Annotated in this window: 29 protein-coding genes and 8 tRNA genes; 35 read left to right on the top strand and 2 right to left on the bottom strand. The window is 43.1% G+C overall.

What is annotated here, in order from left to right; all coding sequences use genetic code 11:
* Positions 1-66: 66 nt before the first annotated feature.
* From GKG41_RS20720 to GKG41_RS20700, 5 genes are all read left to right on the top strand, one after another.
* Positions 67-1,659: a hypothetical protein gene (locus GKG41_RS20720; RefSeq protein ID WP_154261728.1), complete on the top strand. Its 1,593-nt coding sequence runs from the start codon at positions 67-69 to the stop codon at positions 1,657-1,659.
* Positions 1,649-1,903 (top strand): hypothetical protein, encoded by a 255-nt coding sequence (locus GKG41_RS20715; RefSeq protein ID WP_154261727.1) that lies wholly within the window; start codon positions 1,649-1,651, stop codon positions 1,901-1,903. Before GKG41_RS20720 ends, GKG41_RS20715 begins: the two co-directional genes overlap by 11 nt.
* Positions 1,904-1,915: 12 nt before the next feature.
* Positions 1,916-2,656, top strand: coding sequence for a zonular occludens toxin domain-containing protein (locus tag GKG41_RS20710; protein ID WP_154261726.1), 741 nt, complete (start codon positions 1,916-1,918; stop codon positions 2,654-2,656).
* Positions 2,657-2,755: 99 nt separating this feature from the next.
* Entirely contained in the window at positions 2,756-3,562 is an 807-nt protein-coding gene (locus GKG41_RS20705) for a hypothetical protein (protein ID WP_154261725.1), read from the top strand.
* A gap of 10 nt (positions 3,563-3,572) precedes the next feature.
* Positions 3,573-4,562, top strand: coding sequence for a tyrosine-type recombinase/integrase (locus GKG41_RS20700; RefSeq protein WP_154261724.1), 990 nt, complete (start codon positions 3,573-3,575; stop codon positions 4,560-4,562).
* A gap of 66 nt (positions 4,563-4,628) precedes the next feature.
* Here the strand turns inward: GKG41_RS20700 and GKG41_RS20695 are convergent.
* A tRNA-Arg gene (locus GKG41_RS20695) sits at positions 4,629-4,702 on the bottom strand.
* 251 nt (positions 4,703-4,953) lie between these two features.
* On the opposite strand from GKG41_RS20695, the gene GKG41_RS20690 reads away from it, so the two are divergent.
* The 30 genes from GKG41_RS20690 to GKG41_RS20545 all read left to right on the top strand — a co-directional run bounded on the left by GKG41_RS20690 (position 4,954) and on the right by GKG41_RS20545 (position 25,550).
* Positions 4,954-5,559: a cytidylate kinase-like family protein gene (locus GKG41_RS20690; RefSeq protein WP_154261723.1), complete on the top strand. Its 606-nt coding sequence runs from the start codon at positions 4,954-4,956 to the stop codon at positions 5,557-5,559.
* A gap of 306 nt (positions 5,560-5,865) precedes the next feature.
* The gene (locus GKG41_RS20685; protein WP_173015676.1) at positions 5,866-6,291 is read left to right on the top strand and encodes a DUF1700 domain-containing protein; all 426 of its coding nucleotides are present in this window, start codon (positions 5,866-5,868) and stop codon (positions 6,289-6,291) included.
* A gap of 330 nt (positions 6,292-6,621) precedes the next feature.
* Positions 6,622-6,858, top strand: coding sequence for a hypothetical protein (locus tag GKG41_RS20680; RefSeq protein ID WP_154261721.1), 237 nt, complete (start codon positions 6,622-6,624; stop codon positions 6,856-6,858).
* A 125-nt stretch (positions 6,859-6,983) separates the two neighbouring features.
* The gene (locus GKG41_RS20675) at positions 6,984-7,313 is read left to right on the top strand and encodes a rhodanese-like domain-containing protein (RefSeq protein WP_072853788.1); all 330 of its coding nucleotides are present in this window, start codon (positions 6,984-6,986) and stop codon (positions 7,311-7,313) included.
* A 24-nt stretch (positions 7,314-7,337) separates the two neighbouring features.
* Positions 7,338-7,880, top strand: coding sequence for a phosphodiesterase (gene yfcE / locus GKG41_RS20670; RefSeq protein ID WP_154261720.1), 543 nt, complete (start codon positions 7,338-7,340; stop codon positions 7,878-7,880).
* A 20-nt stretch (positions 7,881-7,900) separates the two neighbouring features.
* Positions 7,901-9,055, top strand: a complete 1,155-nt coding sequence (locus tag GKG41_RS20665) for a class I SAM-dependent RNA methyltransferase (RefSeq protein WP_154261719.1) — start codon at positions 7,901-7,903, stop codon at positions 9,053-9,055.
* A 110-nt stretch (positions 9,056-9,165) separates the two neighbouring features.
* Positions 9,166-9,780 carry an RdgB/HAM1 family non-canonical purine NTP pyrophosphatase gene (rdgB, locus tag GKG41_RS20660; protein WP_154261718.1) on the top strand — a complete coding sequence of 205 codons (615 nt, stop codon included), beginning with the start codon at positions 9,166-9,168 and terminating at the stop codon, positions 9,778-9,780.
* An 18-nt stretch (positions 9,781-9,798) separates the two neighbouring features.
* Complete coding sequence (locus GKG41_RS20655) at positions 9,799-10,284, top strand: metallophosphoesterase (RefSeq protein ID WP_154261717.1); 486 nt, start codon at positions 9,799-9,801, stop codon at positions 10,282-10,284.
* 132 nt (positions 10,285-10,416) lie between these two features.
* Positions 10,417-10,491: transfer RNA gene (locus tag GKG41_RS20650), tRNA-Pro, on the top strand.
* Between the two features lie 38 nt (positions 10,492-10,529).
* Positions 10,530-10,600, top strand: a tRNA-Gly gene (locus tag GKG41_RS20645).
* A 25-nt stretch (positions 10,601-10,625) separates the two neighbouring features.
* A tRNA-Arg gene (locus GKG41_RS20640) sits at positions 10,626-10,699 on the top strand.
* Between the two features lie 7 nt (positions 10,700-10,706).
* Positions 10,707-10,780: transfer RNA gene (locus GKG41_RS20635), tRNA-His, on the top strand.
* Between the two features lie 37 nt (positions 10,781-10,817).
* Positions 10,818-10,889: transfer RNA gene (locus tag GKG41_RS20630), tRNA-Gln, on the top strand.
* Between the two features lie 38 nt (positions 10,890-10,927).
* Positions 10,928-11,000: transfer RNA gene (locus tag GKG41_RS20625), tRNA-Lys, on the top strand.
* 95 nt (positions 11,001-11,095) lie between these two features.
* Positions 11,096-11,176 (top strand) — tRNA-Leu (locus tag GKG41_RS20620).
* A 168-nt stretch (positions 11,177-11,344) separates the two neighbouring features.
* Entirely contained in the window at positions 11,345-12,457 is a 1,113-nt protein-coding gene (locus tag GKG41_RS20615; protein ID WP_154261716.1) for an ROK family transcriptional regulator, read from the top strand.
* Positions 12,458-12,650: 193 nt separating this feature from the next.
* Positions 12,651-13,697: an NAD(P)-dependent alcohol dehydrogenase gene (locus GKG41_RS20610; RefSeq protein ID WP_154261715.1), complete on the top strand. Its 1,047-nt coding sequence runs from the start codon at positions 12,651-12,653 to the stop codon at positions 13,695-13,697.
* 114 nt (positions 13,698-13,811) lie between these two features.
* A complete protein-coding gene (locus GKG41_RS20605; RefSeq protein WP_154261714.1) occupies positions 13,812-14,063 on the top strand; it encodes a hypothetical protein in 252 nt (83 codons plus the stop codon).
* Positions 14,064-14,257: 194 nt separating this feature from the next.
* Positions 14,258-15,778 (top strand): transcription termination factor Rho, encoded by a 1,521-nt coding sequence (gene rho, locus GKG41_RS20600; protein ID WP_154261756.1) that lies wholly within the window; start codon positions 14,258-14,260, stop codon positions 15,776-15,778.
* Between the two features lie 100 nt (positions 15,779-15,878).
* Positions 15,879-16,082: a 50S ribosomal protein L31 gene (gene rpmE / locus GKG41_RS20595; RefSeq protein WP_072853805.1), complete on the top strand. Its 204-nt coding sequence runs from the start codon at positions 15,879-15,881 to the stop codon at positions 16,080-16,082.
* Positions 16,083-16,229: 147 nt separating this feature from the next.
* Positions 16,230-17,207 (top strand): DUF1385 domain-containing protein, encoded by a 978-nt coding sequence (locus GKG41_RS20590; protein ID WP_154261713.1) that lies wholly within the window; start codon positions 16,230-16,232, stop codon positions 17,205-17,207.
* A complete protein-coding gene (prmC, locus tag GKG41_RS20585) occupies positions 17,204-18,055 on the top strand; it encodes a peptide chain release factor N(5)-glutamine methyltransferase (protein ID WP_154261712.1) in 852 nt (283 codons plus the stop codon). Before GKG41_RS20590 ends, prmC begins: the two co-directional genes overlap by 4 nt.
* A 13-nt stretch (positions 18,056-18,068) precedes the next feature.
* Positions 18,069-19,145: a peptide chain release factor 1 gene (gene prfA, locus GKG41_RS20580; protein ID WP_226904112.1), complete on the top strand. Its 1,077-nt coding sequence runs from the start codon at positions 18,069-18,071 to the stop codon at positions 19,143-19,145.
* A 31-nt stretch (positions 19,146-19,176) separates the two neighbouring features.
* Complete coding sequence (locus GKG41_RS20575) at positions 19,177-20,103, top strand: sugar phosphate nucleotidyltransferase (protein ID WP_154261711.1); 927 nt, start codon at positions 19,177-19,179, stop codon at positions 20,101-20,103.
* 48 nt (positions 20,104-20,151) lie between these two features.
* On the top strand, positions 20,152-21,498 hold the full coding sequence (gene glmM / locus GKG41_RS20570) for a phosphoglucosamine mutase (protein WP_072853813.1): 1,347 nt from the start codon (positions 20,152-20,154) through the stop codon (positions 21,496-21,498).
* 15 nt (positions 21,499-21,513) lie between these two features.
* Positions 21,514-22,551, top strand: a complete 1,038-nt coding sequence (locus GKG41_RS20565; protein ID WP_154261710.1) for a tetratricopeptide repeat protein — start codon at positions 21,514-21,516, stop codon at positions 22,549-22,551.
* A gap of 128 nt (positions 22,552-22,679) precedes the next feature.
* Positions 22,680-23,129, top strand: a complete 450-nt coding sequence (locus GKG41_RS20560) for a transcriptional repressor (RefSeq protein WP_072853821.1) — start codon at positions 22,680-22,682, stop codon at positions 23,127-23,129.
* On the top strand, positions 23,130-24,041 hold the full coding sequence (locus GKG41_RS20555; protein ID WP_154261709.1) for a metal ABC transporter substrate-binding protein: 912 nt from the start codon (positions 23,130-23,132) through the stop codon (positions 24,039-24,041).
* A 22-nt stretch (positions 24,042-24,063) separates the two neighbouring features.
* Entirely contained in the window at positions 24,064-24,729 is a 666-nt protein-coding gene (locus GKG41_RS20550) for a metal ABC transporter ATP-binding protein (protein WP_072853824.1), read from the top strand.
* The gene (locus tag GKG41_RS20545) at positions 24,726-25,550 is read left to right on the top strand and encodes a metal ABC transporter permease (RefSeq protein ID WP_154261708.1); all 825 of its coding nucleotides are present in this window, start codon (positions 24,726-24,728) and stop codon (positions 25,548-25,550) included. Before GKG41_RS20550 ends, GKG41_RS20545 begins: the two co-directional genes overlap by 4 nt.
* A gap of 56 nt (positions 25,551-25,606) precedes the next feature.
* On the opposite strand, the gene GKG41_RS20540 is transcribed toward GKG41_RS20545, so the two are convergent.
* Positions 25,607-26,473, bottom strand: a complete 867-nt coding sequence (locus GKG41_RS20540; protein WP_072853828.1) for an AraC family transcriptional regulator — start codon at positions 26,471-26,473, stop codon at positions 25,607-25,609.
* Positions 26,474-26,681: the final 208 nt, after the last annotated feature.

Here is a 26,681-nt window from a genome sequence, read left to right as displayed (position 1 = left end):
ATACTTAATTAGTCAACGGTACGGATTGAAGTCCGTGCCGTTTTCTAAGTTTTGGGAGGTGTGATATTGAAAAAGTGTAAACGCATATTATGTTTTTTGATTGCGGCATTGCTTGCTGTGATGAATTTTAGCCTCGTGTATGCGTCTGAAGGCGGGGGCGGTTCATCAGGCGGCGCTGGGGCATCTTCGGCTATAGATTATGGGCTTGCGCAGATGGGGGTAACTGCGTCTCCTGAAATCCGGGAACAAATTAGAAATTCCGATTATATGCAGAAATATTCCGAAGGTGTTTCATATAAAGAAGTTGAAAAAGATGGGAAAAAATACATACAGTTTGATTCTGCCTATTGGGGCGATTTGCATAATGCCGCACTTGATGCCATGCGTAATAGTGCTGGATGTTCTATGGGCGTTTCTTCTGGTATTTTTCCAAATGGTAAGCTATGTACGCCTGAAAGTTTTTTGGAAATGTGGACTACGATTACACCGTCCCAGTATGCTACCTTATTATCTTTTTTAAAGGGTAAAAATGTATTATTTATGAAAGATTATTCTACCTGGTATTTTTATATTTTAGATACTAGCAAGTACTATTATAGCCATTATGCTTCTTCTAGTTCTTCTTATATTCAAGCGTATGATCCGGTTACAAATAGTACGTTTTCGTATGGGGATTTATACTCTATTAATTTTAAAGAAGCTACTTGTTATCTCGGGCCTTTTTCACATAACTATAAAAATTTTAATAATAACAATGTATCTTATTATTATTTACCTACTTTAAAAATATTTTCATCCCCGGCTAAAGTAAATAGTTATATAAACAAGTCATCTATGTATGCTATTGATAATTTTTACAATTTTGATGTTAATGCACAGTATTCCATATCTAAAAACATGTTTGAAACAAATAACTGGGAGACTGTGCAGAATACTACTTATAATTCGGTGACAAATAATATATCAGAAGTTAATAGTAATGCGTCTATAACGCCAGATGAATTACAGGGCATTGTTGATGCTGGAATCGGTAAAATTTTAGAAGCATTAGACAGTATTAATGATAATTTGGATGATGTTGTTCAGAATCTGGATGACTTATTATCTGCAATAACTGCTTCTGGGAATAATCAGGTTGCTTGGCTGGCAAAGATATATAATCTACTGGCTGAACGGTTGGACGGCTCTGGCGGCTCCGGGGGTGATATCGCCTTTCCCCCAGACCTATCGGAAAAATTGGATGCCATATTGGCTGAACTTGTCCTATCAAATACAAAATTGGATTCTATCATTGACAATATGAGTGATTTGGAAGATGCAATTGAGCAGAGTGGTGGAGCTAATAATTTTCTTTTAGGACTTTTTAATAAATTTAAGGATGTTGGGAAGGAAGCTCAACAGCGGTTTCCTACTTCTATTCCTTGGGACCTTATGATTGTACTTAAGAAACTAGCTGCTACTCCTGAAACGCCTAAATTTGATTTTGCTATTAAAATAGAGCGGTATGGTATAGATGTACCCTTAACTTTGGATTTGGAGCAGTTTGCTCCTTTGTCTAAGGCTTCCAGAGCATTGTTGTCCCTGACTTTTGTTTTGTTTCTTATGACTATGACAAGGAAGCTGTTTTTAGATGGAGGTGGCGCTAAGAATGTTGGATAAGATAGATTTTATTGTTGATATTGTAATTAAGATTCTTCAAGCTATAATTATGCTTCTTCCTTTGTCTCCGTTTCAGAAAATGACAGATGCCATTGAGAGTTTTGACTTCCTTGGATTTTTGAACTATTTTATTCCGTTTGATGTTTGCTTGACCATGCTGGAAGTTTGGTTGGCCGCAGTGGCTATTTATTACATAGTTAAGAATTTGGATAAGATACTTGAGTTTGTAAAAAAGATTTTTTAGTGGGGTGATCGTATGATATATTTCTTTTCTGGGACTCCCGGCAGTGGCAAGAGTCTCCATGTCGCAAAGATGATTGACCAGTGGCACCGCCGTGGTAAAAATGTCATAGCGAATTTTGAAATTAATGAACATTTCTGGGATAAGAAGCATCTTTCCCGGCAGGCGGATATTCTGGAGGTAGGCAATGACGGGCTGACGGTTGATTTTCTGCTGGATTATGCTGATAAGTACCATGCACGGAATGAGAAAGGCCAGATTAAGGAGAAACAGACTCTTCTGATAATTGATGAGTGTCAGACCATGTTTAACTCCCGGAGCTGGAACCAGCGGGGGCGTTCTCAGTGGGTTGTATTCTTTACCCAACACCGTAAGTTCGGTTATGAGGTGGTTTTGATATCGCAGCATAAGGACCTGGTTGATAAGCAGATTAGGAATTGTTTTGAATACAATTATGTGCATCGGAATATCAAGAATTTTAAGTTTTTCGGCTGGCTCCTTTCCCGGTTTATTCCCGGCAAGAACTTTATTGTTGTGTCGGTTACCTGGATGACAACGGGTAAACATGATCATGCCAATTTTTTGTTTGGCATGAAACGGTATTTTAGTCTTTATGACAGCTATAAAATATTCGACACAAAGAATCTGCGTCAGCTTTCGCCAGCCGCTGGCCCTCAAGACGGGGTTAGGGGACCCGACGTAGGGGCCGGCGGCGGCGACGCCGACAGGCGCCCAGAGGGGTGTTGCTCTACTTGACTATAGCAACACTTAAGAGTATTTTCCGCCGTAGGCGAACAAATTTATTGTTTTTGTTTTTATATTACGTACATTAAATAATGTTGGGTGGTGGATTTTTTGTACAATGTACGGATAAAAAACTATGGTAATGGCCAAGTGCAGACGGCTATTTACAGCCATCCGGTATACACCGGAAAGAAAGCTGAATATGAATCTACGAAAGAATTTGAAACGAATCCTTTTAATAATGAAAAGACACTCGTTATTGATGATTTCGACTATTTTGAAAAAGAACATGAGCGAAGCGTTTTAAATTCTATGAAAAGGTCTAAAAATAAGATTTATGATTTGACACGTGCAAATATTTGGGATTGGTTTGTGACTTTAACTCTTAATCCTGAAAAAGTTAATAGATATGATTATTCGGACTGTACCAAAAAGGTATCTCAATGGCTGAAAAATATGCAAAAGGATTGTGGACTTGATTTTAAATATGTCGTAGTCCCGGAAAGACATAAAGATGGTGCATATCATTTTCATGGATTGTTTTCGCAATGTGGAAATTTGGATTTTGTTTTTTCTGGTCATTACGACAAACAAAAACGGGAGATATATAATATTGGAAAATATAAATTAGGATGGGCTACGGCTACAAAGGTATCAAATAATCAAGCGGCTACTAAATATATGACAAAATATGTTACAAAGGATTTGATGGAGCATACAAAGAATAAAAAGAAATATTGGGCTTCAAGAAATTTGAATGTTCCTACTGAATATACGGAAATGTTGGATTTATCAGATGCTAGATTATTGCATGAGGAATTAGTTTCTTTTAGTGATATTCAGCATTATAAATCGATTGGGTATGAAGTAGGGACAGCAAGACGAAATGTGAGTTACTATGAAACAATAGAAGAATAGGGGGTAAAACATGGGAATTAATATGCAACAGGCTTTCGAATTATTTATTTTTGATAGGGAAACATATTGTGGTGAAAATACAGTCCGTAACTATAAAAATACATTAGGATATTTTTTAAGATTCCTGATGAGAAAGTATAATTGTGATTTATGTAAAATTGATGCAGACAGTATTACAAACTTAGATTTGCAAGAGTATGTCATATACTTGCGTAATAAGACTAAATTGGATGACCATCCTTTTAAACCGACTGAAGATAAACATATTACAAATACAACTATTCGTACATATTCGATTGACCTTCGCACTTTTTTCAACTTTCTTTTTCGGAATGAATATATTGAAAAAGACTTAATGAAAAAGTTTAAGTTGATAAAAAGGGAAAAGAAGCTTGTTTTACCAGTATTTTCTGATGAGGTAAAAACGATTGACTCATGTTTTAATCTTCGAACAATGACAGGTATAAGAAATTATTGTATTGTTCATTTGATGCTTGATGCAGGTTTGCGGTCTGGTGAGGTATGTAAATTACATTTAAATGATATTAACTTTTTGCAGAATCATATAATAGTTATAGATGGTAAAGGAAAAAAAGATAGAATTGTTCCTTTAGCAAAAAAATTAAAAAAATGTCTTCATGAGTATATTACTTTATATCGTCCTTATACTGGTCAAGAACATGATTTCTTATTTTGTTCGGTTAACGGTAGTTTGGAGCCAATTTCCGGTGATACAATAAAATCTTTATTTTCTCGTATTAAGAAAAAAACGGGATTGGAAAGATTGAAACCGCATTTATTAAGACATACTTTTGCAACGTCCTTTATTTTGGGCGGTGGCGATATGGAGTCTTTAAGATTGTATATGGGACATTCTGGATATGATGTGACACAAGATTATCTTCATCTTGCTAATACGTATAGCCGTATGGGGTCTGATATCTATAAATTGGATAAGATATTCTTCAGGTCGTATTATGGGGGATATGGTGTATCGTGAGAAGGTGTCAATCTTCCTGCAGGAAGAAAAGAAAGCCCCTGAAATCCTAGATTTCAAGGGCTTTGCCGTGCGTTAGAGGATTCGAACCCCCGGCCTTTTGGTCCGTAGCCAAACGCTCTATCCAGCTGAGCTAAACGCACACTTTAGTTGCTGCTGTCCGTAGCAACATTAGTTATTTTACAACAGAAAATAGTGGTTGTCAATAGGTTTTCTAAAAAAATATATTTTAGTATACTGTCAGGAGAGGGGAATATTGTTTTCCATGAAAAAATAAAATTGACAAAATAATACATGGCTTATACAAAATAGTTAGGAGAATTCCGTTGAGCGGATATGAATTATATGATAAGATTAGATTATACAAAACAAAGAGATTGGAGCGATGCATAGGATGGGAAACAGAGTTATTACAATTGGCAGACAATACGGAAGCAACGGCAGAATTATAGCTCAGAGACTGGCAGAAAGGCTGGGAATCCATTATTATGACCGGGAGCTTGTGGATTTGGCTGGTCAGAACAGTTCCATACCTTACGAAGAACTGCGAAAAGTAGACGAAAAACGGGCCAATCCCTGGCGATATCCTGTCGAGGACGATGTGCAGATGGAACGCAGATTCCGGTTTGAGCCAATGAATGACGTTTTATTCAGCGAACAGTCTAAGGTTATACGCGATCTTGCCAAAAAAGAAGACTGTGTCATTGTGGGAAGGTGTGCAGATTACGTACTGAGAGCATATCCCTTCTGTATCAAAGTATTCATATACGGAGCACTGGAAGAGAGGATCAAGGTAATAATGGAACGGGCTTCTGTGGACGAGAAGGAGGCAGCGACACTGATTCGTAAGATGGATAAGCAGAGAAGGTACTACTACAATTATTATACAGATGAGAAGTGGGGGGATTTGAGCAGGTATGATTTATCGGTGGATAGCTGCCGGTTTGGAATCGAGGGAGCACTGGATATTTTGGAGGCTGCTTACCGCACGGGAAAATAAAGTTTCTTACAGGAATTGAGAAAAGAAGGTTTGGGTATAATGGACTATAGTACAAATTATAGTCCATTTTCTATTTGAGGTGAAGGCAATGCCTATGTCTTTATGGGAAATAAAAAATTAATTCTGTTTATAAAACCTTCAGAAAAAATACCATTGTATCTTAGCGCCCCTATGATATAATAACAGAAATGAACCAAGTGAAGGCATTTGGCGAATGGGCGGAATATATATATCAGAGCTGTGAAAGCAGACAGCAGATCAGACAGAACCATGAGTTACCGCAGGAAAGGATGGAAAGTCACTCAAATGAGTAAAGGGGAATTTTTAGATACTTTAAGAAGTAAGTTAACCGGGGAAATCCCTCCGGGGAAGGTAAGAGAGAACATAGATTATTACAGCCAGTATATTAATGATAAAGTTAGAGCGGGAATTGCCGAGCAGGATGTGATTCAGATGCTGGGGGATCCGCTTCTGATAGCAAAGACAATTATTGATACACAGGGATGCAGTGAGGCCAGTGACGGCGGCACTGCATATTCCTATGAGACAGAGTCGCAGGAATCCCGGGGCAGGTCTTTTGGACGGGGCGGCACTATGAAAACCTGGCAGATAGTGTTGATCGTATTAGTGATACTGGCAGTGCTGTTCAGCATTCTGCGGGTACTGGTACCGATTATACTGCCGATTGTGTTAATTGGCTTTGTGATTTCATATTTTTCGAAGAGACGGTAGTAAAAGAGGGATTGCCTGTAAGGCAGTCCCTCTTTTGAAAGATTAAATTTCTATACTCACTCATAAATAAAAAGAGAAATAGCCGGTAGGGGAGCTACCGGCTATTTCGAGGGGAGTATAAATAATTAAATAAGGGGTTATAATGTAAAAAAAATTTTTTGAAGGGTAAATTCTTTTTACTAGATTATTATAATATAAAAGGAAGAAAAAAGCAATAATTTAATTTATTTTTGTACCTTAAAGTATTTGGCAGGATTTATGAGGAATATTTCCCGGATAACAAGGAATAATAAGAACGTAACAAAAAACGTTATTCAGGAGGTAGTAATTATGTCCAAAAATTACAGTGACGAAACATCAACCAAAAACAAAATGAACAACGAGTACAATAACCAGTCTTCCAACTACTCAAACAGCGAGAGCAATTCCCAGAACAATAACTCTCAGTACAACAACTCCCAGAACAGAAGCTCTCAGAACAGCAATTCTCAGAATAACAATTCTCAGAACAGCAATTCTCAGAACAAAAGCTCTAACAAATCTTCAAATAAGAGCTCTAACAACTAAGAATCCAGATTCTATTCTGGAACTTAAAGGCGCAGCAACGTAAGTTGCCGCGTCTTTTTTCCGTTTGGGAGCTTACACAGGTAAATTTTCCCAACATATACTGAAAGAAAAAGGATAAATTTGTTATGGTAACAGTAGACACAATTTCAGTAAGTATGTTAGACAGCTATTGTGGTGACAATAGCGTTATTATTATAGATTTGCGCTCCAGAGAGGAATTTGAAGAGAGTCATTTTAAAGGGGCTGTGAACATTCCCTATGAAGAATTAGAATATGCCAAAAGATTTCCAAAAAGCAAGACACTGATTCTTTATTGTGACAGAGGGGGTGCCAGTCTGTTCGCCGCCAGGGAATTGATGAAGAAAGGGTATCGGACAAAGTCTGTTGTTGGCGGATTCCGGGCTTATAAAGGACCCAACTTGTATTTTGGCGGTAATCATAGTAGAATGAGGTAATAACTGTTCAAAGGAGAAATTTTTATGAAATACTTGATTGCTTCAGATATTCATGGGTCAGCCTACTATTGCAGGGAGATGCTGCAGGCCTATGAACAGGAAGGTGCAGATAAAATACTTCTATTGGGAGATCTTTTGTACCATGGACCCCGCAATGATCTGCCCAGGGAATATGCTCCCAAGGAAGTGATTCATATGCTGAACAATTATAAACAGAAAATATACAATGTGAGAGGGAACTGTGACGCGGAGGTGGACCAGATGGTCCTGGAATTTCCTGTGATGGCGGATTACTGCATTATAATAGAAGAAACACGAACTATTTATGCGACCCATGGCCATGTTTATAATCAGGATCATCTGCCCCCGCTGCAGGAGGGTGATGTGCTTCTGCACGGTCACACTCACGTACTTAAGGCAGAGCGCAGGACAGGCTATACCCTTCTGAATCCAGGAAGTGTATCCCTTCCGAAGGAAGGGAATATCCCCACCTATGCGGTGCTGGAGAACGGAAGGTTCAGCATCAAGGGATTTGACGGAACCGTGGTGAAAGAGATTCAATTATAATTAAGAAAAAGAGGACAAGAATGGAACGAATGGAATTAATTGCCCCCTGCCATTTTGGGCTGGAGGCGGTACTGAAAAGGGAAATCATAGACTTGGGGTATGATATTAGTCAGGTAGAGGATGGAAAAGTGACCTTTTGGGGGGATGCAGAGGCAATAGCCTATGCCAATGTATTTCTCAGAACTGCTGAGAGAGTGATGATTAAAGTCGGAAAGATACAGGCTACAACATTTGAGGAGCTTTTTGATAAGACAAAGGAGCTTCCCTGGGAAAATTATATACCCAAAGACGGGAAGTTTTGGGTGGCGAAGGCAAATTCTATAAAGAGTAAGCTGTTCAGCCCGTCAGATATACAGTCTATTATGAAGAAAGCAATTGTAGAGCGCTTAAAAGGAAAATACCAGGTAACATGGTTTGAGGAAGACGGTCCCAGTTACCCGATTCGTGTATCTTTTCTAAAAGATGTGGCTACGATAGGACTTGATACTACCGGAACCTCTCTTCATAAGCGGGGCTACCGGCAGTTGACTGCCAAAGCCCCTATTACAGAGACACTTGCGGCATCTTTACTTATGCTCACTCCCTGGAAGAAAGACAGAATTCTGGTAGATCCCTTCTGTGGCAGCGGGACATTTCCTATTGAAGCCGCTATGCTGGCAGCAGACATAGCTCCGGGAATGAACCGCTCCTTTCTGGCAGAAGACTGGAAAAATGTAGTGGGCAGAAGGCATTGGTATGATGCTGCCAATGAAGCAAGGGAACGGATGGATACGAAGATAGACGTGGATATTCAGGGATATGACATCGACGGCGACGTGGTTCGATCTGCAAGAGAGAATGCCAGAGCGGCAGGTGTAGAGCATCTGATACATTTTCAGCAGAGGGAAGTGAGCCAGCTTCGGCACCCTAAGAAATATGGGTTCCTGATTACCAATCCTCCTTATGGGGAACGTTTGGAAGATCGCAGCCAACTTCCTGGTCTGTATACAGAGATAGGGGAGAGCTTTGCCGCTCTTGACTCCTGGTCCATGTATCTAATCACCAGCTATGAGGATGCAGAGAAATACATTGGCAGAAAGGCAGATAAAAACAGGAAAATTTATAATGGAATGCTGAAGACATATTTCTATCAGTTTTTGGGGCCGAAGCCTCCCAAAAAGACGAAACCGGAATAAAATTGAGCCTGCCACGGGGAATGCTGGTCCATGTTGATAAAAGCAGTTGTCCTGCCCCGTGAATTGTGGTAAAATTCTTGCAAGTATTATATAAAGAAGAAGGTGCAGGAATGAGTCGTATTATATTTGCAACCGGCAACGAAGGTAAAATGCGTGAAATCCGGGAAATTCTCAAGGACTTGAATATGGATATTCTGTCTATGAAAGAGGCTGGGATTGAACTTGATATTGTAGAAGACGGAAGCACGTTTGAAGAAAATGCATTGATCAAAGCCAGGGCCATTGCGCAGACGGATGTGTGCAGAGCGCATGGAGATATTGTGCTGGCGGATGATTCCGGACTGGAGGTAGACTATCTGAATCTGGAGCCTGGGATTTATTCTGCCCGCTATATGGGAGAGGATACTTCTTACAGAATTAAAAATCACAACATTATCCAACGCCTGGACGGGGTCCCGGAGGATAAGAGGACTGCAAGATTTGTCTGCGCCATAGGTGCGGTTTTTCCTGATGGCAGGGTGATTACTACAAGAGGAACCATTGAAGGAATTATCGGATGGGAAGAGAGGGGAAGCAATGGTTTCGGATATGATCCCATCTTCTATCTGCCGGAATATGGATGCAGCACTGCCGAACTGTCTATGGATGTTAAGAATAAACTGAGCCACCGTGGAAATGCTCTGCGGGCACTGAAAGAAAAGATGTTTCGGGAACATCTTATATAGACAGGGAGGGGGCTGCGGATGAAGATATTAGTGGTTAGCGATACCCACGGACGTGAACGGAATCTGGAACGGGTACTGGAGAAGGTTGCCCCGGTAGACGCACTGATTCATCTGGGAGATGCAGAAGGGCATGAGGATTATATAGAATGCCTGGCTGGGTGTCCTGTCTATATTGTCTCCGGAAACAATGATTTTTTTTCTGATCTTCCCAGAGAAAGAGAAATACAGCTGGGGAACTACAAGGTGCTGCTGACCCACGGCCATTATTACGGAGTTTCCATGGGAACAGAGCGGTTGGAGGAAGAAGGGAGAGTTCGGGGCGTTCAGATCGTAATGTACGGTCATACTCACCGGCCTTTGATTGAACAGCTGGAGGGTATCACGATCCTGAACCCGGGGAGCCTTTCATATCCCAGACAAATTGGAAGGGAACCCAGCTTTCTTATCATGGAGATTGACAGAAAAGGGGATGCTCATTATACTATAAACTACCTGAAAAACTGAAAGAGTATAAAATAGAAAAATATGTATTTTGTTGATTAAAAGTGTTGACATATGGAAAATGCTATGGTATATTATATCTTGCGTTGAGCAAAAAAGAGGTAAAGTGAGCTCAGCAGACAACAAAATACATCTCGGGGTGTGGCTCAGCTTGGCTAGAGCGCCTGGTTTGGGACCAGGAGGTCGCAGGTTCGAATCCTGTCACCCCGACTGTCGTAAAGTTATTGCAGTAAAGACGATAACATTGTGCGGGTGTAGTTCAATGGTAGAACACTAGCCTTCCAAGCTAGATACGTGGGTTCGATTCCCATCACCCGCTTCTCTAATCTCATTAGAGAGGAAATGTGCTTGTAGCTCAGTTGGATAGAGCAACGGCCTTCTAAGCCGTGGGTCGGGGGTTCGAATCCCTCCAGGCACGTTGTATGGTGGGTATAGCGCAGTTGGTTAGCGCGCCAGATTGTGGCTCTGGAGGCCAAGGGTTCGAATCCCTTTATCCACCTTGCGCTGTGTGCTGATGAGTGTACAGCTTTTTTTATTGGGCTATCGCCAAGCGGTAAGGCACAGGACTTTGACTCCTGCATTCGCTGGTTCAAATCCAGCTAGCCCAGCTCTGGGACCTTGCCGATTGGAGACAGGACCAGACTATGGGATATTAGCTCAGTTGGTAGAGCACTTGACTTTTAATCAAGTTGTCCGGGGTTCGAATCCCCGATGTCTCATTGCAAAGGTATAAACTTTTGGTTTATACCTTTTATTATACGGCGAAGCCGTAAGCCTGCCCGAAAGGGAAGCGTTCAGAACTATAGAGTTATATGCGGATATGGCGGAATTGGCAGACGCGCTAGATTTAGGTTCTAGTGTCCATGACGTGCAGGTTCAAGTCCTGTTATCCGCAGTACATTTAGGAAATAAAGAAATGTCCAGCTTTTCTGAATGCACAGAGTCTTTTCTCGATTGTGGGAGAAGGCTCTTTTTGTTTTTCTGTGCATTTCCTTGCATTTTCTATGGCTAATATCTATAATGTATTTTATTAAATGAATGATAAAAGTGGAAGGAATGGAATATGCCGGTAAATATATTAGAGACAAAACGCATGAATAAAGCCAGAATTGCCAGGTTTATATCTGGACAGGGCAGTACCTCAAAGGCAGAGATATCCAATAAACTGAATCTGAGTATGCCTACCACACTGCAGAATGTAAAGGAATTAGTGGAGGCGGGGATCGTGGTGGAAGAGGGAGAATATGAGTCCACCGGCGGCAGAAAAGCGAAAGCGCTGTCTATTGTAAGAGATGCCGGGTATGCGGCCGGTGTTGACATTACAAATAATCATATTACTATGGTTATGGTAAATACAAGAAAAGAAATTATTCAGTCCCACAGAATACGCCGGCCTTTCCAAAATAGTATCCAATACTATGACTGTCTGGAACAGGGGATCCGGGAATTTATCAGGAAGGCAGGGACAGAGAAAGGGAAGATCATAGGGGTTGGTTTTTCCCTTCCGGGTATTGTGGACAGAGCGCAAAAAATCCTCATACGTTCTCATACACTGAATGTTGAGAATGTCAGCTTTCGCAATCTGGAAAGCTCTTTGGGATTTCCGTGTGAGCTGGAGAACGACGCAAACAGCGCAGCGTGTGCGGAACTGGACGATAAAATCACGAATGCGGTTTATCTTTCTCTTAGTAATACAATCGGCGGTGCCTTATACCTCGGGGGGCAGCTGTACAAAGGAGAAAATTTCAGAAGCGGGGAGTTTGGGCATATGGTAATAGAGCGCAATGGCAGGACTTGTTATTGCGGAAAAAAAGGCTGCATTGACGCGTACTGTTCAGCAAAAATTCTGCAGGACTATGCCGGCGGCAGTCTGGAAGATTTTTTTGAAAAGGTCAGGAATCAGGACGCTGAGGTTCAGGAAGTATGGAATGACTACCTGGACAGTCTGGCCATTGCAGTCACAAATCTGCGGATGGCCTTTGACTGCAGTATAGTTCTGGGCGGATATGTAGGAGGATATCTGGAGGAATTCATGCCGGAGCTGGCAAAAAGAGTTTTGCAGGACAATAAGTTTGATTTGGATACCTCCTATCTAAAGACAGGGAAATATAAATTCGAAGCATCTGCGTATGGAGCCACACTGGGATTTGTGGATTCGTTTTTTGAAACTGTATAGACTTGGTGTACAAGGGTATGTTCCTGTTTTGGGGAAGATGCCCTTTTACAATTTTGCTAAAAAAAGATATCATATTTGGCTAAAATATAGATTCTACTGCAAGGGGATTGACATATATGGCATTATGGGTAATAATATAATTACTTTAATAAAATAATTTATAAAAGATAAAACAAAACAGGGAGAAGAGAACATGGAAGGTAAGATGAAAACGGCAGTTATGCTTGGAACAGGACATATGGGATTTGAGGAGCGCGATATTCCAAAAGTGGGGGACAGCGAAGTGTTGGTAAAACTCGAATATGTAGGGATTTGCGGGAGTGATCTCCATTATTACGAGACAGGTGCAATTGGTGATTATGTGGTAAAACCGCCTTTTGTTCTTGGACACGAGCCAGGAGGAACCGTTGTGGAGGTGGGGAAAGAGGTGAGACATCTAAAGGCAGGAGACAGGGTAGCTCTGGAACCGGGGAAAACCTGCGGTCACTGTGAATTCTGCAGGGAAGGAAAATACAATCTCTGCCCTGAAGTGGTGTTTTTTGCCACGCCTCCTGTAGACGGTGTTTTTCAGGAATATGTGGCTCACGAGGCGGACTTGTGTTATAAACTTCCTGAGAATGTAAGCACCCTGGAAGGGGCACTCATAGAACCGCTGGCTGTTGGATTCCATGCAGCCATTCAGGGAAATGCTCACCTTGGCCAGAAAGCCTTGGTAATGGGAGCCGGATGTATCGGTCTGGTGTCCATGATGGCATTAAAGGCAAGAGGGGTTTCTGAAGTATACGTGGTAGATATTATAGAAAAACGTCTTCAAAAGGCTATGGAATTAGGAGCTGACGGGGTGATAAATGGTGCCCAGGAAGATGTAATCGAACGTGTAAAACAGATTACCGAAAACAGGGGAATGGATCTGGTCATAGAAACGGCGGGGACAGAGATTACTACAAGACAGGCAGTCCGGGTTGCTAAAAAAGGATCGGATATTGTTTTGGTGGGGTACAGTAAGAGCGGTGAGATAACGCTTCCCGTGAGCCTCATTCTGGATAAGGAGCTGACTCTTAAGAGCGTATTCCGCTACCGTCACATCTATCCCATGGCCATTGAAGCAGTGGCATCGGGCAAGGTAAATTTAAAGGGGATTGTAACGGATATATTTCCCCTGGACGAGGTACAAAAAGCAATGGACTACAGCGTGAACAATAAGAATGATATTGTAAAAGCCGTGATTCAGATCGCATAAAGCAAATAAAGTTGGAAGCACCTTTTGCCGGATTCCTTGACAAAGTACCAGTGAGGATATAAGATAATAGGGAAAATGCCTGTCTGAAAAGAGAAGAAATTAAAGGTGATACATATGAAGATAAACAGTAATAAAACAGACCTGGATAAAAAGAGGGAAGAAGAGAGGCGTAAGCTGAGGCGCAAGTTTCAGATGTGCCTCCCGCTGGGAGCTCTTGTACTTTTGCTGGCGCTGCTGTGCAAACAGTTTGCCTATCTAAGCGATTTTACCATTGGGTTCCTTGAGGGGATCGCAATAGCCTTACTGGTGGCCGGAGTAGGCTATCTTATCTGGTGCAAAGTGAAAAAAGAAAAGCCGTTTGAATAACCATAATACCAAGCAGGAGCCTAACGCTCCTGCATTTTTAAATTCTGCTTTCCTTTTATATTGAAATGTGATAGGATAATCAAAGATAATAATATCTTGATTTTTATAGACTATATATAAATCTTTATGATCGCTGTCGTTTCAGACAAGAAATCCAGTAGAAGCATTTCTAAAAAAGAGAGGACAAGACTATGATGAGAGAAAAGTATGAATCCCTGTCCCTTGGTGCTTTGAAAGAAGTGGCTAAGGCAAGAGGACTGAGGGGGATTTCTACGTTGAAGAAAAGTGCATTGATTGACAGAATGCTGGAAGAAGACGAAAAAGAAGAAAAAACGGCAAAAGAAATGCCTAATGAGACAGAGGAAAGAAGTGAAGGGAAGGCGGATCCTGTACAGAAGTCTGAGCCGGCGGCAAAAGCGGAACAAGCTGCGAAACCTGAGAATGCATCCAAAACAGATCATCCCCAGAGGGCTGAGCGTGTCCACAGGACAGAGAATACTCAGCGGCCGGAACAGACTTATGTGAAGACGGAAAGAAAGAGCGATGCCAGACAGGAGGAAAAGCCTCCTATGGACCAGTCGCAGCTGGACAGCGGACAGACAGCCTGCGGGATTCTGGAAGTGCTGCCGGACGGCTATGGATTTATCCGGTGCGCCAATTATCTCCCGGGGGAGAATGATGTCTATGTATCCCCGTCTCAGATTCGCCGTTTTAATTTAAAGACAGGTGATATTCTGAAGGGCAACACCAGAGTGAAGAGCCAGAATGAGAAGTTCAGCGCCCTGCTGTACGTGACCTCCATTAATGGGATCTCACCCAATGAGAGTGTGAAAAGGTACAATTTTGAAGATATGACGCCTATCTTCCCCAATCAGAGACTTCGCCTGGAGCGCCAGGGCGGAAGTGTGGCTATGCGGATTGTAGATCTGCTGAGTCCTATCGGAAAGGGACAGAGAGGTATGATTGTATCTCCGCCGAAGGCAGGTAAAACAACTCTTTTGAAGGATGTAGCCAAGTCCATACTGAGAAATAATTCGGAGATGCATTTGATTATACTTCTGATAGATGAACGTCCTGAGGAAGTGACAGATATTAAGGAAAACATACAGGGAAAGAATGTGGAAGTAATATATTCTACCTTCGACGAGCTTCCGGATCACCATAAAAGAGTGTCGGAGATGGTAATTGAACGGGCAAAGCGTTTGGTAGAGCATAAAAAAGATGTCACCATTCTTCTGGACAGTATTACCCGTCTGGCCAGGGCCTATAACCTTACTGTCCCCCCAAGCGGACGTACCTTGTCCGGAGGTTTGGATCCGGCTGCCCTCCATATGCCGAAACGATTTTTCGGAGCTGCGAGAAATATGCGGGAAGGGGGAAGCCTAACCATTCTGGCTACAGCCCTCGTGGACACCGGGAGTAAGATGGATGATGTCATCTATGAGGAATTCAAAGGCACCGGTAATATGGAACTGGTACTGGACAGAAAGCTCTCAGAAAAGAGGGTATTTCCTGCTATCGATATTCCAAAGTCAGGCACAAGAAGAGAAGATCTCCTCCTTTCCAGAGAAGAACAGGACGCTGTGGATTCCATGCGTAGGGCACTGAACGGAATGAAGACAGATGAAGCGGTAGAGAACATTTTGAATATGTTTGTCCGCACCAGGAATAACCAGGAATTTATACAGATGATCAAAAAGCAAAAAATTGTCTAAAGAACTTGCAATTTATAATGGATTATGATATAATTTGAAAGCTGTTTAAATATCAGAACACAAAGTAACAAGAATGAAATAGATTGATGAGGTGAAAAAAATGAGAGAAGGTATCCATCCAGAGTACCACCAGGCAACTGTAACTTGTAACTGTGGTAATACGTTTACAACAGGTTCTACCAAACCGGAGATTCACGTAGAAATCTGTTCCAAATGCCATCCATTCTATACAGGACAGCAGAAAGCTGCACAGGCACGCGGACGTATTGATAAGTTTAACAAGAAATACGGTATCACAAAATAATAATTGGACTGGTGTACGCCGGCAGAAAGTCGTGCGACAGCATATAACAAAAGAATTACCCGTGCTTGCGCGAGTAGTTCTTTTGTTCATTTACAGGAAACTTATGTGTGGTAAATGAACCATGAGCATAGGCAGAAAGGAATGTGCATGAAATCATCTAATATTGGCGGACAGGCTGTTATGGAAGGAATCATGATGCGGCATAAAGATAAGTACTCTATCGCCGTCCGTAAACCTGACCAGGAGATTGAAGTAAAGGTCGAGGATTATAAAAGTTTTATAAAAAGTAAAAAGCTTCTTACGATTCCCATTGTCCGCGGTGTGCTTAATTTTATTGATTCTCTGGTTGTGGGAACCCGGTGCCTGATGTATTCCGCCTCATTTTTTGAAGAGGACGAGGAGGAAGAGCAGAAGAAACAGGAGTTTACCGGTGAAGAATTAAAGAAATATGAGGAGAAACAGGAAAAACAGAATAAAATATTAATGACAGTAACTGTAATACTTTCCGTGGTGATTTCTGTGGGTCTGTTTATGATACTTCCCTATTTCATTGCCAGTCTGCTTCACAGGGTAAATGCGTCGGATACCGTGGTTGCCATTGCCGAGGCATTTGTGCGGATTGGTCTTTTTCTTTTATATCTGGTAGCTATTTCAAAGATGAAAGATATCCAGAGAGTATTTATGTATCACGGTGCAGAACATAAGTGTATCAATTGTGTGGAACATGGTATGGATCTGACGGTGGAAAATGTAATGAAAAGCTCCCGGCTTCATAAGCGCTGCGGAACCAGCTTTTTATTGATCGTCATGGTAGTCAGTATTATTTTCTTTCTGTTTATCAGGGTTCCTTCGCCAGTGATGCGTGTGGTAGTCCGCCTTCTGCTGGTTCCCGTGATTGCGGGTGTTTCCTATGAGTTTATCAGACTGGCGGGCAGCAGCGAGAATCCGCTGGTTACTGCATTAAGCAAACCAGGTATGGCGCTGCAGAAGCTCACAACCAGAGAACCGGATCCAGATATGGCTGAGGTGGCCATTGCCGCTGTGGAGGCTGTCTTTGACTGGAAGGCGTATCTGGAGGAAAATTTTAACCGTTCAGGGGAGAAAGCAAAGGAAGAATCTGCATGACTACGCTGAAAGAGCTTTTGGCTTACGGGAGGAAAGGATTAACTGAGGGAGGAATAGAAAACGGGGCTCACGATGCATGGCTGCTTATGGAACACGTATGTAACATAGACAGAAGCTCCTACTATGTACACCCTGAGAAGATGGTAACGGAGGAAACGGCGGAAGAATACCGACTGCTGGTTGAGAAGAGAAAAGGGCATATTCCCCTGCAGCAGCTCACAGGAGAGGCCTGGTTTATGGGTCTGCCGTTTTATGTGAATAAGAATGTACTGATTCCCCGCCAGGATACAGAATGTTTGGTAGAAGAGGTTTTGAAACGTGGGAGTAAGGCTGCGCGTATCCTGGATCTCTGCACTGGCAGCGGATGTATTCTCCTGAGTATTCTCCATGAGCTGCGTTTGGTGAAAGGAAACCCTGTCCGGGGGGTTGGCGCGGATCTTTCTGCCCTAGCTCTGGAAGTGGCGGAAAAAAACCGGGAGAGACTGGGAATCGAGGCTGAACTGGTACAAAGTGATTTGTTTGAAATGATTGAGGGAACCTTTGATATGATTGTTTCTAATCCTCCCTATATACCTTCCGGCGTGCTAGAAGGGCTAATGGAAGAGGTGCGTGACCATGAGCCCCAAATGGCTCTGGATGGAGGAGAAGACGGGTATGATTTCTATCGAAAGATTATCCGCAGTGCTCCGGCATATTTGCGCGGGGGAGGTTGGCTTTGCTTTGAGATTGGATATGATCAGGGAAAGGGACTGGAAGCTCTCCTCAAAGAGGAAGGGTTTCAGGAGATTCAGATTATACAAGATCTGGCCGGACTTGACCGGGTTGCGGTAGGCCAGTGGAAGAGTTAGAGGAGGAAAACCTGTGTTTGATAAATTAGAAGATATTTTAATTCGCTTTGAGGAAATTCTGGGGGAATTAAATGAGCCTACAGTGGCCAATGATCAGAGCCGTTTCCAGAAGCTGATGAAGGAGCAGAGCGATCTGCAGCCTATTGTGGATGCCTATAAGGAGTACAAGGAGAGCAGGCAGACTGTAGAGGACAGTATTTCTATGCTGGAGGATGAGTCGGACGCTGAAATGAGAGAGATGCTGAAGGAGGAACTATCCCTTGCCAAAAAGAGAATTGAGGAGCTGGAGCATGAACTGAAGATACTTCTGCTGCCCAAAGACCCCAATGACAGCAAAAACGTTATTGTGGAAATCCGGGCGGGGGCCGGGGGAGATGAGGCAGCCCTCTTTGCTGCTGAAATTTACCGGATGTATGTAAAGTACGCAGAGGCTAACCGCTGGAAAACAGAGATGATGAGTCTGAACGAGAACGGGATCGGGGGATTTAAAGAAGTTACCTTTATGATCAACGGCAACGGTGCATACTCCAAATTAAAATACGAAAGCGGTGTGCACCGGGTTCAGAGGGTGCCGGAAACAGAGTCCGGGGGACGGATTCACACATCTACGATTACCGTAGCCATTATGCCTGAGGCCGAGGAAATAGATTTCCATCTGGATATGAATGATTGTAAATTCGACGTGTTCCGGGCATCCGGAAACGGAGGCCAGTGTGTAAATACCACGGACTCAGCAGTCCGTCTGACCCATATTCCTACAGGAATTGTTATTTCCTGTCAGGATGAAAAGTCTCAGCTGAAAAATAAAGATAAGGCATTAAAGGTACTCCGTTCCCGCCTGTATGAGATGGAATTGGAGAAACAGCACGATGCGGAGGCGGAAGCGAGAAGAAGCCAGGTTGGAACAGGAGACCGGTCCGAAAAGATACGAACTTATAATTTCCCTCAGGGCCGTGTAACAGATCACAGGATTAAATTGACGCTGCACCGTTTGGATAGTATAATGAACGGAGATTTGGAAGAAATTATAGACAGCCTGATCGCAGCAGACCAGGCGGCTAAGCTTAGCAATCTTCAGGAAGATTACTAAGAAATACTTTGATAGGGTACAGGAGGAACAGATGAAAAAAACAGCTTTAGTTATCATGGCGGCAGGAATCGGAAGCAGATTTGGCGGCGGCGTTAAACAGCTGGCACCTGTGGGACCGAATGGTGAAATAATCATGGACTACTCCATCTATGACGCATTAGAAGCGGGATTTAATAAAGTGGTATTTATTATCAGGAAAGATCTGGAGAAGGACTTTAAAGAGATTATCGGCCGGCGAATCGAAAAAATTGTTGAGGTAGAGTACGCATACCAGGAACTAGACCAGCTTCCGGAAGGCTTTAAAAAGCCGGAGGACCGCACAAAGCCCTGGGGAACCGGGCAGGCAGTGCTCAGTGCCAAAGAACTGATAAAAGAGCCTTTTGCAGTAATTAATGCAGATGATTACTATGGAAAAGAAGCGTTTGTCAAAGTGCATGATTACCTGGTAAAGGAACAGCCAAGACAGGAAGAGACTCTTTCCATCTGCATGGCTGGTTTTATTCTGGGAAATACCCTGAGTGATAACGGTTCGGTGACAAGAGGTGTATGTCAGGTAGACAAAGACAGTCATCTGGTCAAGGTAACGGAGACTCACAATATCGTAAAGACAGAAGGCGGGGCAGGAGTGCTGCAGGAGGACGGCAGTATCCTTCCTCTGGATGCGGAAAGTTATGTGTCTATGAACATGTGGGGGCTTACCCCGGAATTCCTCGAAGTTCTGGAAGCGGGGTTTGTGGAGTTTCTTTCAGAACTTACCCCGGAAGATAGTAAGAAGGAATATCTTCTTCCAACCATTGTGGACGGACTTATCAGAGAGAAGAGAGCAGAAGTGACTCTCCTGGAGACCAGAGACACCTGGTTTGGGGTGACCTACAAAGAGGATAAGCAGACAGTTGTGGATGCCTTTGCAGAGTTAATCCGCAAAGGGATCTATAAGGAAAAGCTTTTTGATAACTAGAAACCGCACACAGAAGATGTATTGATTGAATAAGTGAGGAGTAGAAGTATGGGCAAATATTTTGGAACAGACGGATTCAGAGGAGAAGCAAATGTTAATCTTACGGTAGAGCACGCGTATAAGGTAGGCAGATTTCTGGGTTGGTATTTTGGCCAGAACCACAAGGCACAGATCGTGATTGGAAAGGATACCAGAAGAAGCAGTTATATGTTTGAGTACTCACTGGTTGCCGGACTGACAGCGTCCGGGGCGGATGTATATCTCCTGCATGTGACAACAACCCCCAGTGTATCCTATGTGGTGCGCACTGAGAACTTTGACTGTGGAATTATGATCTCTGCCAGCCATAATCCCTTCTATGACAATGGGATCAAAATTATTAACGGACAGGGACAGAAGATGGAAGCCTCCGTGGAGGAGCAGATAGAGGCATATATTGATGGAAAGATCCCGGAGATACCTTTTGCGCTGAAGGAGAATATCGGTCGCACCGTAGATTTCTCAGCGGGCAGAAACCGCTATATCGGATACCTTATCTCCATTCCTACAAGAGCATTCAAGAATATGAGAGTGGGTCTTGACTGTGCCAACGGGAGTGCATCCGCTATCGCAAAAAGTGTATTTGATGCACTGGGAGCTAAGACCTATGTGATCAACAATGAGCCGGACGGCACCAATATAAATACCAACTGCGGCTCTACCCATATTGAAATTCTTCAGGAGTTTGTAAAGGAAAAACAGCTGGATGTTGGTTTTGCCTATGACGGAGACGCCGACAGGTGTATTGCAATTGACGATCAGGGAAATATTGTAGACGGCGATATTATCCTTTATGTCTGCGGCAAATATCTGAAGGAGCAGGGAAAACTGAACAACAATACTATTGTTACTACTGTTATGTCCAATCTGGGCTTATATAAGGCTTGTGACAGAGAAGGGATTTCTTATGAAAAGACAGCTGTAGGAGATAAGTATGTCTGCGAGAATATGATGGATAACGGTCATATGCTGGGAGGCGAACAGTCAGGACACATTATATTTGCACACCATGCCACTACGGGTGACGGAATCCTTACCTCTCTGAAGATTATGGAAGCTGTGCTGGAGAAGAAACTGCCGCTCAGCACTCTGGCCAGTGAAGTTAAAATCTATCCTCAGCTGTTAAAGAATGTAAGAGTCTTTAATAAGCAGGAAGCCAGAGAGAATGCGAAGGTAGTTGAGATTGTAGAACAGGTGGGAAAAGATTTGGGCGATGAAGGCCGTATCCTGGTAAGGGAGAGCGGAACAGAGCCGGTGGTCCGTGTTATGGTAGAGGCCGCCACGGATGACATCTGCAGGGAACAGGTTAACAGAGTCATTCAGGTAATGGAAAGAGAACAGTTGATCGCTGAATAATAAGAGGAACGCAGAATGATAAAATATAAGGGGATACTTATTATGAGCTGTGTTCTGTGCCTGACGGCAGGCTGTGGAAGCGATAAGCTCAGCCACTACGAAGAAGGCGTACAGGCGCTGGAGCAGGAAAGCTATGAGGATGCCATTGGGAGCTTTGAATTGTCTGTGGCAGATGACAAAAAGGTGGCAGAGTCCTATCGGGGAGAAGGGATCGCTTATCTCAAGCAGGGAAACTATGAGGAAGCAATTACGGCGTTCCAGAGTGCTCTGAAGAGTCTGGATGGCAAAAAAGAAGGGATGCAGAAGGATATCAGGTATTATCTGGCCACAGCCGAATACCAGGCCGGGATTCTGGATAACGCGCTGAATACCTGCAACGATATACTGGACATGGAGACAGATAAGGATGCTTACTTTCTGCGGGGCCAGATTTATCTGGCACAGGATGACTATGATAATGCCAAGTCGGATTTTCAGAAAGCAGTAGATAAATCAGAGGATTACGAGGATTTTCTTAACGTTTACCGTGCATATCGGGAAAAGGATATGAAAGCGGACGGGGAAGAATATCTGGAGGAAGCTCTGAAAATTGAAGCCAGGGACGAACAGGATGAATATGACAGAGGAAGAGTTTACTATTATCTGGAAGATTTTGAGAATGCCAAAAAAGAACTGATTCATTCCATGAATAACGGGAATCCGGATGCCGCACTTCTGCTGGGCAAGGTGTATGTGGCCATGGGGGATACCTCCAGCGGCAGACAAATGTATCAGCAGTATCTGGCGGATAAAGGGGAATCCGCCAAGGCATATAATGGCATGGCATACTGCGATATTGCGGACGGAGAATACGACAGTGCCCTGGAGAATATCCAGAAGGGTCTGGAACTCAACGATCCTCAGGAAAATCAAAGTCTGCTGTACAATGAAGTGGTGGTGTACGAGAAAAAGCAGGAGTATGGGACTGCAAAGGAAAAAATTGCTGCATATTTGGAAAAATATCCTTCAGATCAGGATGCGATCAAAGAAAGTACATTTCTGCAGACCAGATAAATATAGAAAAAGAGCCGGTTTAAGAACAACCAGGCTCTTTTTTAATATTGCAAAGCCCCTTGACAAATCTTGCGTGCATGGTATCATAATACATGCGAATGATTAGCATTTGCATAAGGAGTGATGGGATGAAAGAAAAACAGACAGAGAACATATGGGGACGGGGGTTTAAGCGCACCAAGCAGAGAGAAGAGGTATACGGGATTTTGGAAAAATCGGCGGTTCCCGTAACTGCCCAGGAGATTTATAAGATACTGCTGCTGGAAAAACCCAAAGAATGCCAATATGCATTGTCTACTGTATATCGAGTTCTGAATGCCTTCGAAGAACATCATTTGGTGAAGAAAAGTTTTCTTCCTGGGGAGGATATGGCCCGCTATGAGCTGGAGCGAAATATTCACGAGCATTATGCAGTCTGTCTGGTATGCCATAAAAGAGTGCCTATCAGCAAATGCCCTTTTGAGAGCGGAGGAATTCAGGTGGCGGAGGATGGATTTGATATTACCGGTCACCGCATTGAGCTCTACGGATACTGCAGAGCGTGCAGACAGAGGGACAATAGGACAGGAGACAGATAAATGAAAAGAGTAACAGGATTGGTTTTGACAGGCCTCATAGCTGTATGTGTGTTATCGGCATGCAAACCAGAGGCTGGGGAAGAAAAGGATGGAAAATTAAAGGTTATGGCAAGCTTCTACACCATGGGTGATTTTGCCCAGAAGGCCGGAGGGGATGAGGTTGAGGTTACGACTATGGTTCCCGCGGGAACAGAACCCCATGACTGGGAGCCGGAAGCTCAGGATATTGCTGCACTGGAGGAGGCTGATGTATTTATTTACAATGGTGCTAAGATGGAACACTGGGTGAAAGATGTGCTTAACACATTAGAAAATAAGGAGCTAATTGTAGTAGAAGCTGCAGAGGACATAGAACTGCTGGGAAGCCATGGGCATCAGGGGGAAGAGGGAGTCTATGATCCCCATGTGTGGCTGGATCCCCGGAATGCCGAAAAGCAGATGGAGACAATAGGGGAGGCACTGGAAAAAGCGGCGCCGGATAAGCAGGAGTATTTTCAGGAAAACTGCAGCAAATATAAAGCAGAGTTTGCTCAACTGGATCAAGAGTTTGAAGAACAGCTGGAACCTCTGCCGGGGAAAGACATTATTGTGGCACACGAGGCATTCGGGTACCTGTGCCAGGCTTATGGACTGAATCAGATAGGTATAGAGGGGCTTTCCCCGGACTCGGAGCCGGATCCTGCCAGGATGGAAGAAATTATAGAGTTTGCCAGGGAAAATAAGGTGAAAACCATTTTTTTTGAGGAGCTGACCAGTCCTAAGGTGGCGAATACCATTGCAAAAGAAACAGGAGCTGACACAGCGGTGCTGAATCCTTTGGAGGGACTGACGGAGGAAGAGATAGAGGAAGGAAAAGATTATTTTTCTGTTATGAGAGAGAATCTTCAGGCTTTGGTGAAAGCTTTACAGTGATAAAAGGAGAGCGAGAGACAGTATGAGTGTTATAACGATGAAGGACGCGGAATTCTCCTATGAAGGAGCCCCGGTTATCTGCAGGGGAAACCTGAGGATAGAAGAAGGAGACTTTGCTGTTCTGGTAGGGGAAAACGGTGCGGGTAAAAGTACTCTGTTAAAATTGGTTCTGGGAGAACTTACCCCGTCAGTGGGAGAGGTGCGGATATTTGGGACAGACCCTGGAAAAGTATTTAAAAACTGCCAGATTGGATATATCCCCCAGAACAGCATTGCCCTGAATCAGGGATTTCCTGCAACTGTGGAGGAAATTGTGCTGACCGGGCTTTATGCGCAAATTGGAAGGTTTCATTTCCCCAAAGCCGTTCACAGGAAAAAGGTGGCAGAGATGCTGGGCAGGATGGGGATGGAGGAATATAGGAAGTGCAGAATTGGAGAGCTTTCAGGAGGCCAGCAGCAGAGGGTTATGCTGGCTAGGGCATTGGTGGGAGAGCCTTCTCTGCTCATACTGGATGAACCTACTACCGGCATGGACTCCAAGTCTATAGAAGAGTTCTATGAGATCCTGTGCAGTTTTAACCGGGAGGCGAGGCTTACGATACTGATGGTGACACACGGAGCGCTGCGGGAATGCCAGGGAATCAACCGGATTTTCCGCATAGAGGAAGGCAGGGTGGCAGAGGAATGAGTGTACTTCAATACGCTTTTATGCAGAAGGCCTTTATCGTAGGGATTCTTCTGGCAATTATAACGCCCTGTATTGGGATGACTATTGTATTAAAGCGAATGTCTATGATCGGGGATGCCCTGGCGCATTCCTCGCTGGCAGGAGTGGCGTTTGGCCTCCTTCTGGGTATCAACCCTGTACTGGGAGCTACCGCATTCTGCATCTTTGCAGCCCTTGGCATTGAAGGGATTCGAAAGAAAACTCCCAGATATTCGGAGATGGCTATCGCTATTGTTATGTCTGCCGGAATTGGGCTGGCAGGGGTGTTGTCCGGATTTGTAAAAAATAGTGCTAATTTTAACAGCTTTTTATTCGGAAGCATTGTGGCCATAAGCGATCTGGAGCTCTGGATGGTGATTCTTGTGAGTGTTCTTGTATTGCTTGTTTTTTTACTTCTTTACAAAGAACTGTTCTATGTGGGGTTTGATGAAAGGGCAGCCAGAATATCCGGAGTTTCGGTAAAAACGGTTAATTTTGTTTTTACTCTGTTAACCGCTCTGACTGTTTCTATTGCCTCTCGGACCGTAGGGACTCTGATTGTTTCATCTATGCTGGTAGTGCCTGTTGCTTGTGGGATGCAGATTGGAAAGAGTTACCGTAATACTCTCATCCTCTCTATATTTTTAGCAGTTTTATTTACGGTGGCGGGGCTTACCGTGTCTTATTACGGGAAACTAAAACCGGGTGGGACAATTGTGCTGACAGGGGTACTGGTCTTTGTCATAATTGTGGTCTTTAAATCAATCAGGATAAAATATAAAAAGTATAAGGCAGTCCAATGAGAGGAGAGAGTGAAGATGCAGACTCTCCTCAGGCATAGGAAATAGACTGTCCGGATTCATGATAGTGCTGAGAATGCATTCTTTCTGTATGAACCCGGGGAGAGGCCGCATTCCCGGAGGAAAACTTTATTAAAGTAAGTGACATTATCATATCCTACAGTGGTAGAAATATTGATAATCTTTTCATTTGTAACCAGCAATAATCTTTTGGCTTCTCTTATGCGCAGAGCATTTATATATTCTGAGAATGTTTTTCCCATTACTCTTTTAAACAAACGGCAGAAACTGGCACCGCTGAGGAAGATCAGCTGTGCCATTTCTTTTTGTCTGATAGTTTTACGGTAATTCATTTCTATAAAGTCCAAAACCGGCTGGAGACGTATCAAATCTTTTAGCTGTGTTCCAAATATTTTTGGCTGTCTAATCTGGCAGTTCCGCAATAAATATACATATATTTTTTCTATATCAGCTTTCATACTCAACTCAAAAGCCACTTCTTTCTGAAAAAATTCATTTTTTAAATCCCCAAAAAGATGATAGAGCACGTCGTTTTCTGTAATTTGTATCTTGCGCTGGAAATTAGAAGGGCTGCTGTCAAAATAATGGTGATACCTTGATATCATTGATTCTGTAAATGTAAGAGAAAATGTATTGGATTCTACTTGTATGACCATGATTTCAGAATCCGGCTCCATGGCTTTTGTTGCATGTGGTTCTCTGGCATCAATAATAACAAAGTCTCCCGGCATACATGGGATACAGGAATCATTGACCCATATTTGATAGACTCCTTTCAGACAATAGATGAGTTCTAGAAATTCATGCCAATGCCAGGAACTGTTTGTATGATAGAAAAAAACTGAAAAAGGCAGCTGCGAATCTTCACTGTGCAATGAGTTTGTAATACTGTTTTCTAAGTACATAAATCCATCTCCTATACGATACACCATATGGGAAAGGGCAGGTATAAAGGGGTGCCCTTGGGTATAAACTAAAGAAACTTAGAGTGTTATTTTAATAATATTAAAGCACAACGGGAAAGTCAACGATAATATGCATTCTGCGGAGCCCAGCGGACTCTGATGCGTTTCAGAGCGGACGCTATGCGGATCATAACGGACGCCCCAAAAC

Source organism: Lactonifactor sp. BIOML-A5, assembly GCF_009677585.1.
In the GTDB taxonomy this organism is placed as follows: Bacteria; Bacillota; Clostridia; order Lachnospirales; family Lachnospiraceae; genus Lactonifactor.
Note: the sequence above shows the minus strand (reverse complement) of the source record. Positions and strands in the feature narration are given on the sequence as shown.

What these genes read in the sequence shown, in the direction of transcription:
- rdgB (WP_154261718.1), top strand. Translation starts at nt 9,166, where the DNA reads ATGAGTCGTATTATATTTGCAACCGGCAACGAAGGTAAAATGCGTGAA.
- GKG41_RS20550 (WP_072853824.1), top strand. Translation starts at nt 24,064, where the DNA reads ATGAGTGTTATAACGATGAAGGACGCGGAATTCTCCTATGAAGGAGCC.
- GKG41_RS20675 (WP_072853788.1), top strand. Translation starts at nt 6,984, where the DNA reads ATGGTAACAGTAGACACAATTTCAGTAAGTATGTTAGACAGCTATTGT.
- GKG41_RS20690 (WP_154261723.1), top strand. Translation starts at nt 4,954, where the DNA reads ATGGGAAACAGAGTTATTACAATTGGCAGACAATACGGAAGCAACGGC.
- GKG41_RS20680 (WP_154261721.1), top strand. Translation starts at nt 6,622, where the DNA reads ATGTCCAAAAATTACAGTGACGAAACATCAACCAAAAACAAAATGAAC.
- rpmE (WP_072853805.1), top strand. Translation starts at nt 15,879, where the DNA reads ATGAGAGAAGGTATCCATCCAGAGTACCACCAGGCAACTGTAACTTGT.
- GKG41_RS20555 (WP_154261709.1), top strand. Translation starts at nt 23,130, where the DNA reads ATGAAAAGAGTAACAGGATTGGTTTTGACAGGCCTCATAGCTGTATGT.
- GKG41_RS20590 (WP_154261713.1), top strand. Translation starts at nt 16,230, where the DNA reads ATGAAATCATCTAATATTGGCGGACAGGCTGTTATGGAAGGAATCATG.
- glmM (WP_072853813.1), top strand. Translation starts at nt 20,152, where the DNA reads ATGGGCAAATATTTTGGAACAGACGGATTCAGAGGAGAAGCAAATGTT.
- GKG41_RS20540 (WP_072853828.1), bottom strand. Translation starts at nt 26,473, where the DNA reads ATGTACTTAGAAAACAGTATTACAAACTCATTGCACAGTGAAGATTCG.
- prmC (WP_154261712.1), top strand. Translation starts at nt 17,204, where the DNA reads ATGACTACGCTGAAAGAGCTTTTGGCTTACGGGAGGAAAGGATTAACT.
- rho (WP_154261756.1), top strand. Translation starts at nt 14,258, where the DNA reads ATGAGAGAAAAGTATGAATCCCTGTCCCTTGGTGCTTTGAAAGAAGTG.
- yfcE (WP_154261720.1), top strand. Translation starts at nt 7,338, where the DNA reads ATGAAATACTTGATTGCTTCAGATATTCATGGGTCAGCCTACTATTGC.
- GKG41_RS20700 (WP_154261724.1), top strand. Translation starts at nt 3,573, where the DNA reads ATGGGAATTAATATGCAACAGGCTTTCGAATTATTTATTTTTGATAGG.
- GKG41_RS20560 (WP_072853821.1), top strand. Translation starts at nt 22,680, where the DNA reads ATGAAAGAAAAACAGACAGAGAACATATGGGGACGGGGGTTTAAGCGC.
- GKG41_RS20575 (WP_154261711.1), top strand. Translation starts at nt 19,177, where the DNA reads ATGAAAAAAACAGCTTTAGTTATCATGGCGGCAGGAATCGGAAGCAGA.
- GKG41_RS20715 (WP_154261727.1), top strand. Translation starts at nt 1,649, where the DNA reads ATGTTGGATAAGATAGATTTTATTGTTGATATTGTAATTAAGATTCTT.
- GKG41_RS20685 (WP_173015676.1), top strand. Translation starts at nt 5,866, where the DNA reads ATGAGTAAAGGGGAATTTTTAGATACTTTAAGAAGTAAGTTAACCGGG.
- GKG41_RS20710 (WP_154261726.1), top strand. Translation starts at nt 1,916, where the DNA reads ATGATATATTTCTTTTCTGGGACTCCCGGCAGTGGCAAGAGTCTCCAT.
- GKG41_RS20565 (WP_154261710.1), top strand. Translation starts at nt 21,514, where the DNA reads ATGATAAAATATAAGGGGATACTTATTATGAGCTGTGTTCTGTGCCTG.
- GKG41_RS20615 (WP_154261716.1), top strand. Translation starts at nt 11,345, where the DNA reads ATGCCGGTAAATATATTAGAGACAAAACGCATGAATAAAGCCAGAATT.
- GKG41_RS20545 (WP_154261708.1), top strand. Translation starts at nt 24,726, where the DNA reads ATGAGTGTACTTCAATACGCTTTTATGCAGAAGGCCTTTATCGTAGGG.
- GKG41_RS20605 (WP_154261714.1), top strand. Translation starts at nt 13,812, where the DNA reads ATGAAGATAAACAGTAATAAAACAGACCTGGATAAAAAGAGGGAAGAA.
- GKG41_RS20655 (WP_154261717.1), top strand. Translation starts at nt 9,799, where the DNA reads ATGAAGATATTAGTGGTTAGCGATACCCACGGACGTGAACGGAATCTG.
- GKG41_RS20610 (WP_154261715.1), top strand. Translation starts at nt 12,651, where the DNA reads ATGGAAGGTAAGATGAAAACGGCAGTTATGCTTGGAACAGGACATATG.
- GKG41_RS20665 (WP_154261719.1), top strand. Translation starts at nt 7,901, where the DNA reads ATGGAACGAATGGAATTAATTGCCCCCTGCCATTTTGGGCTGGAGGCG.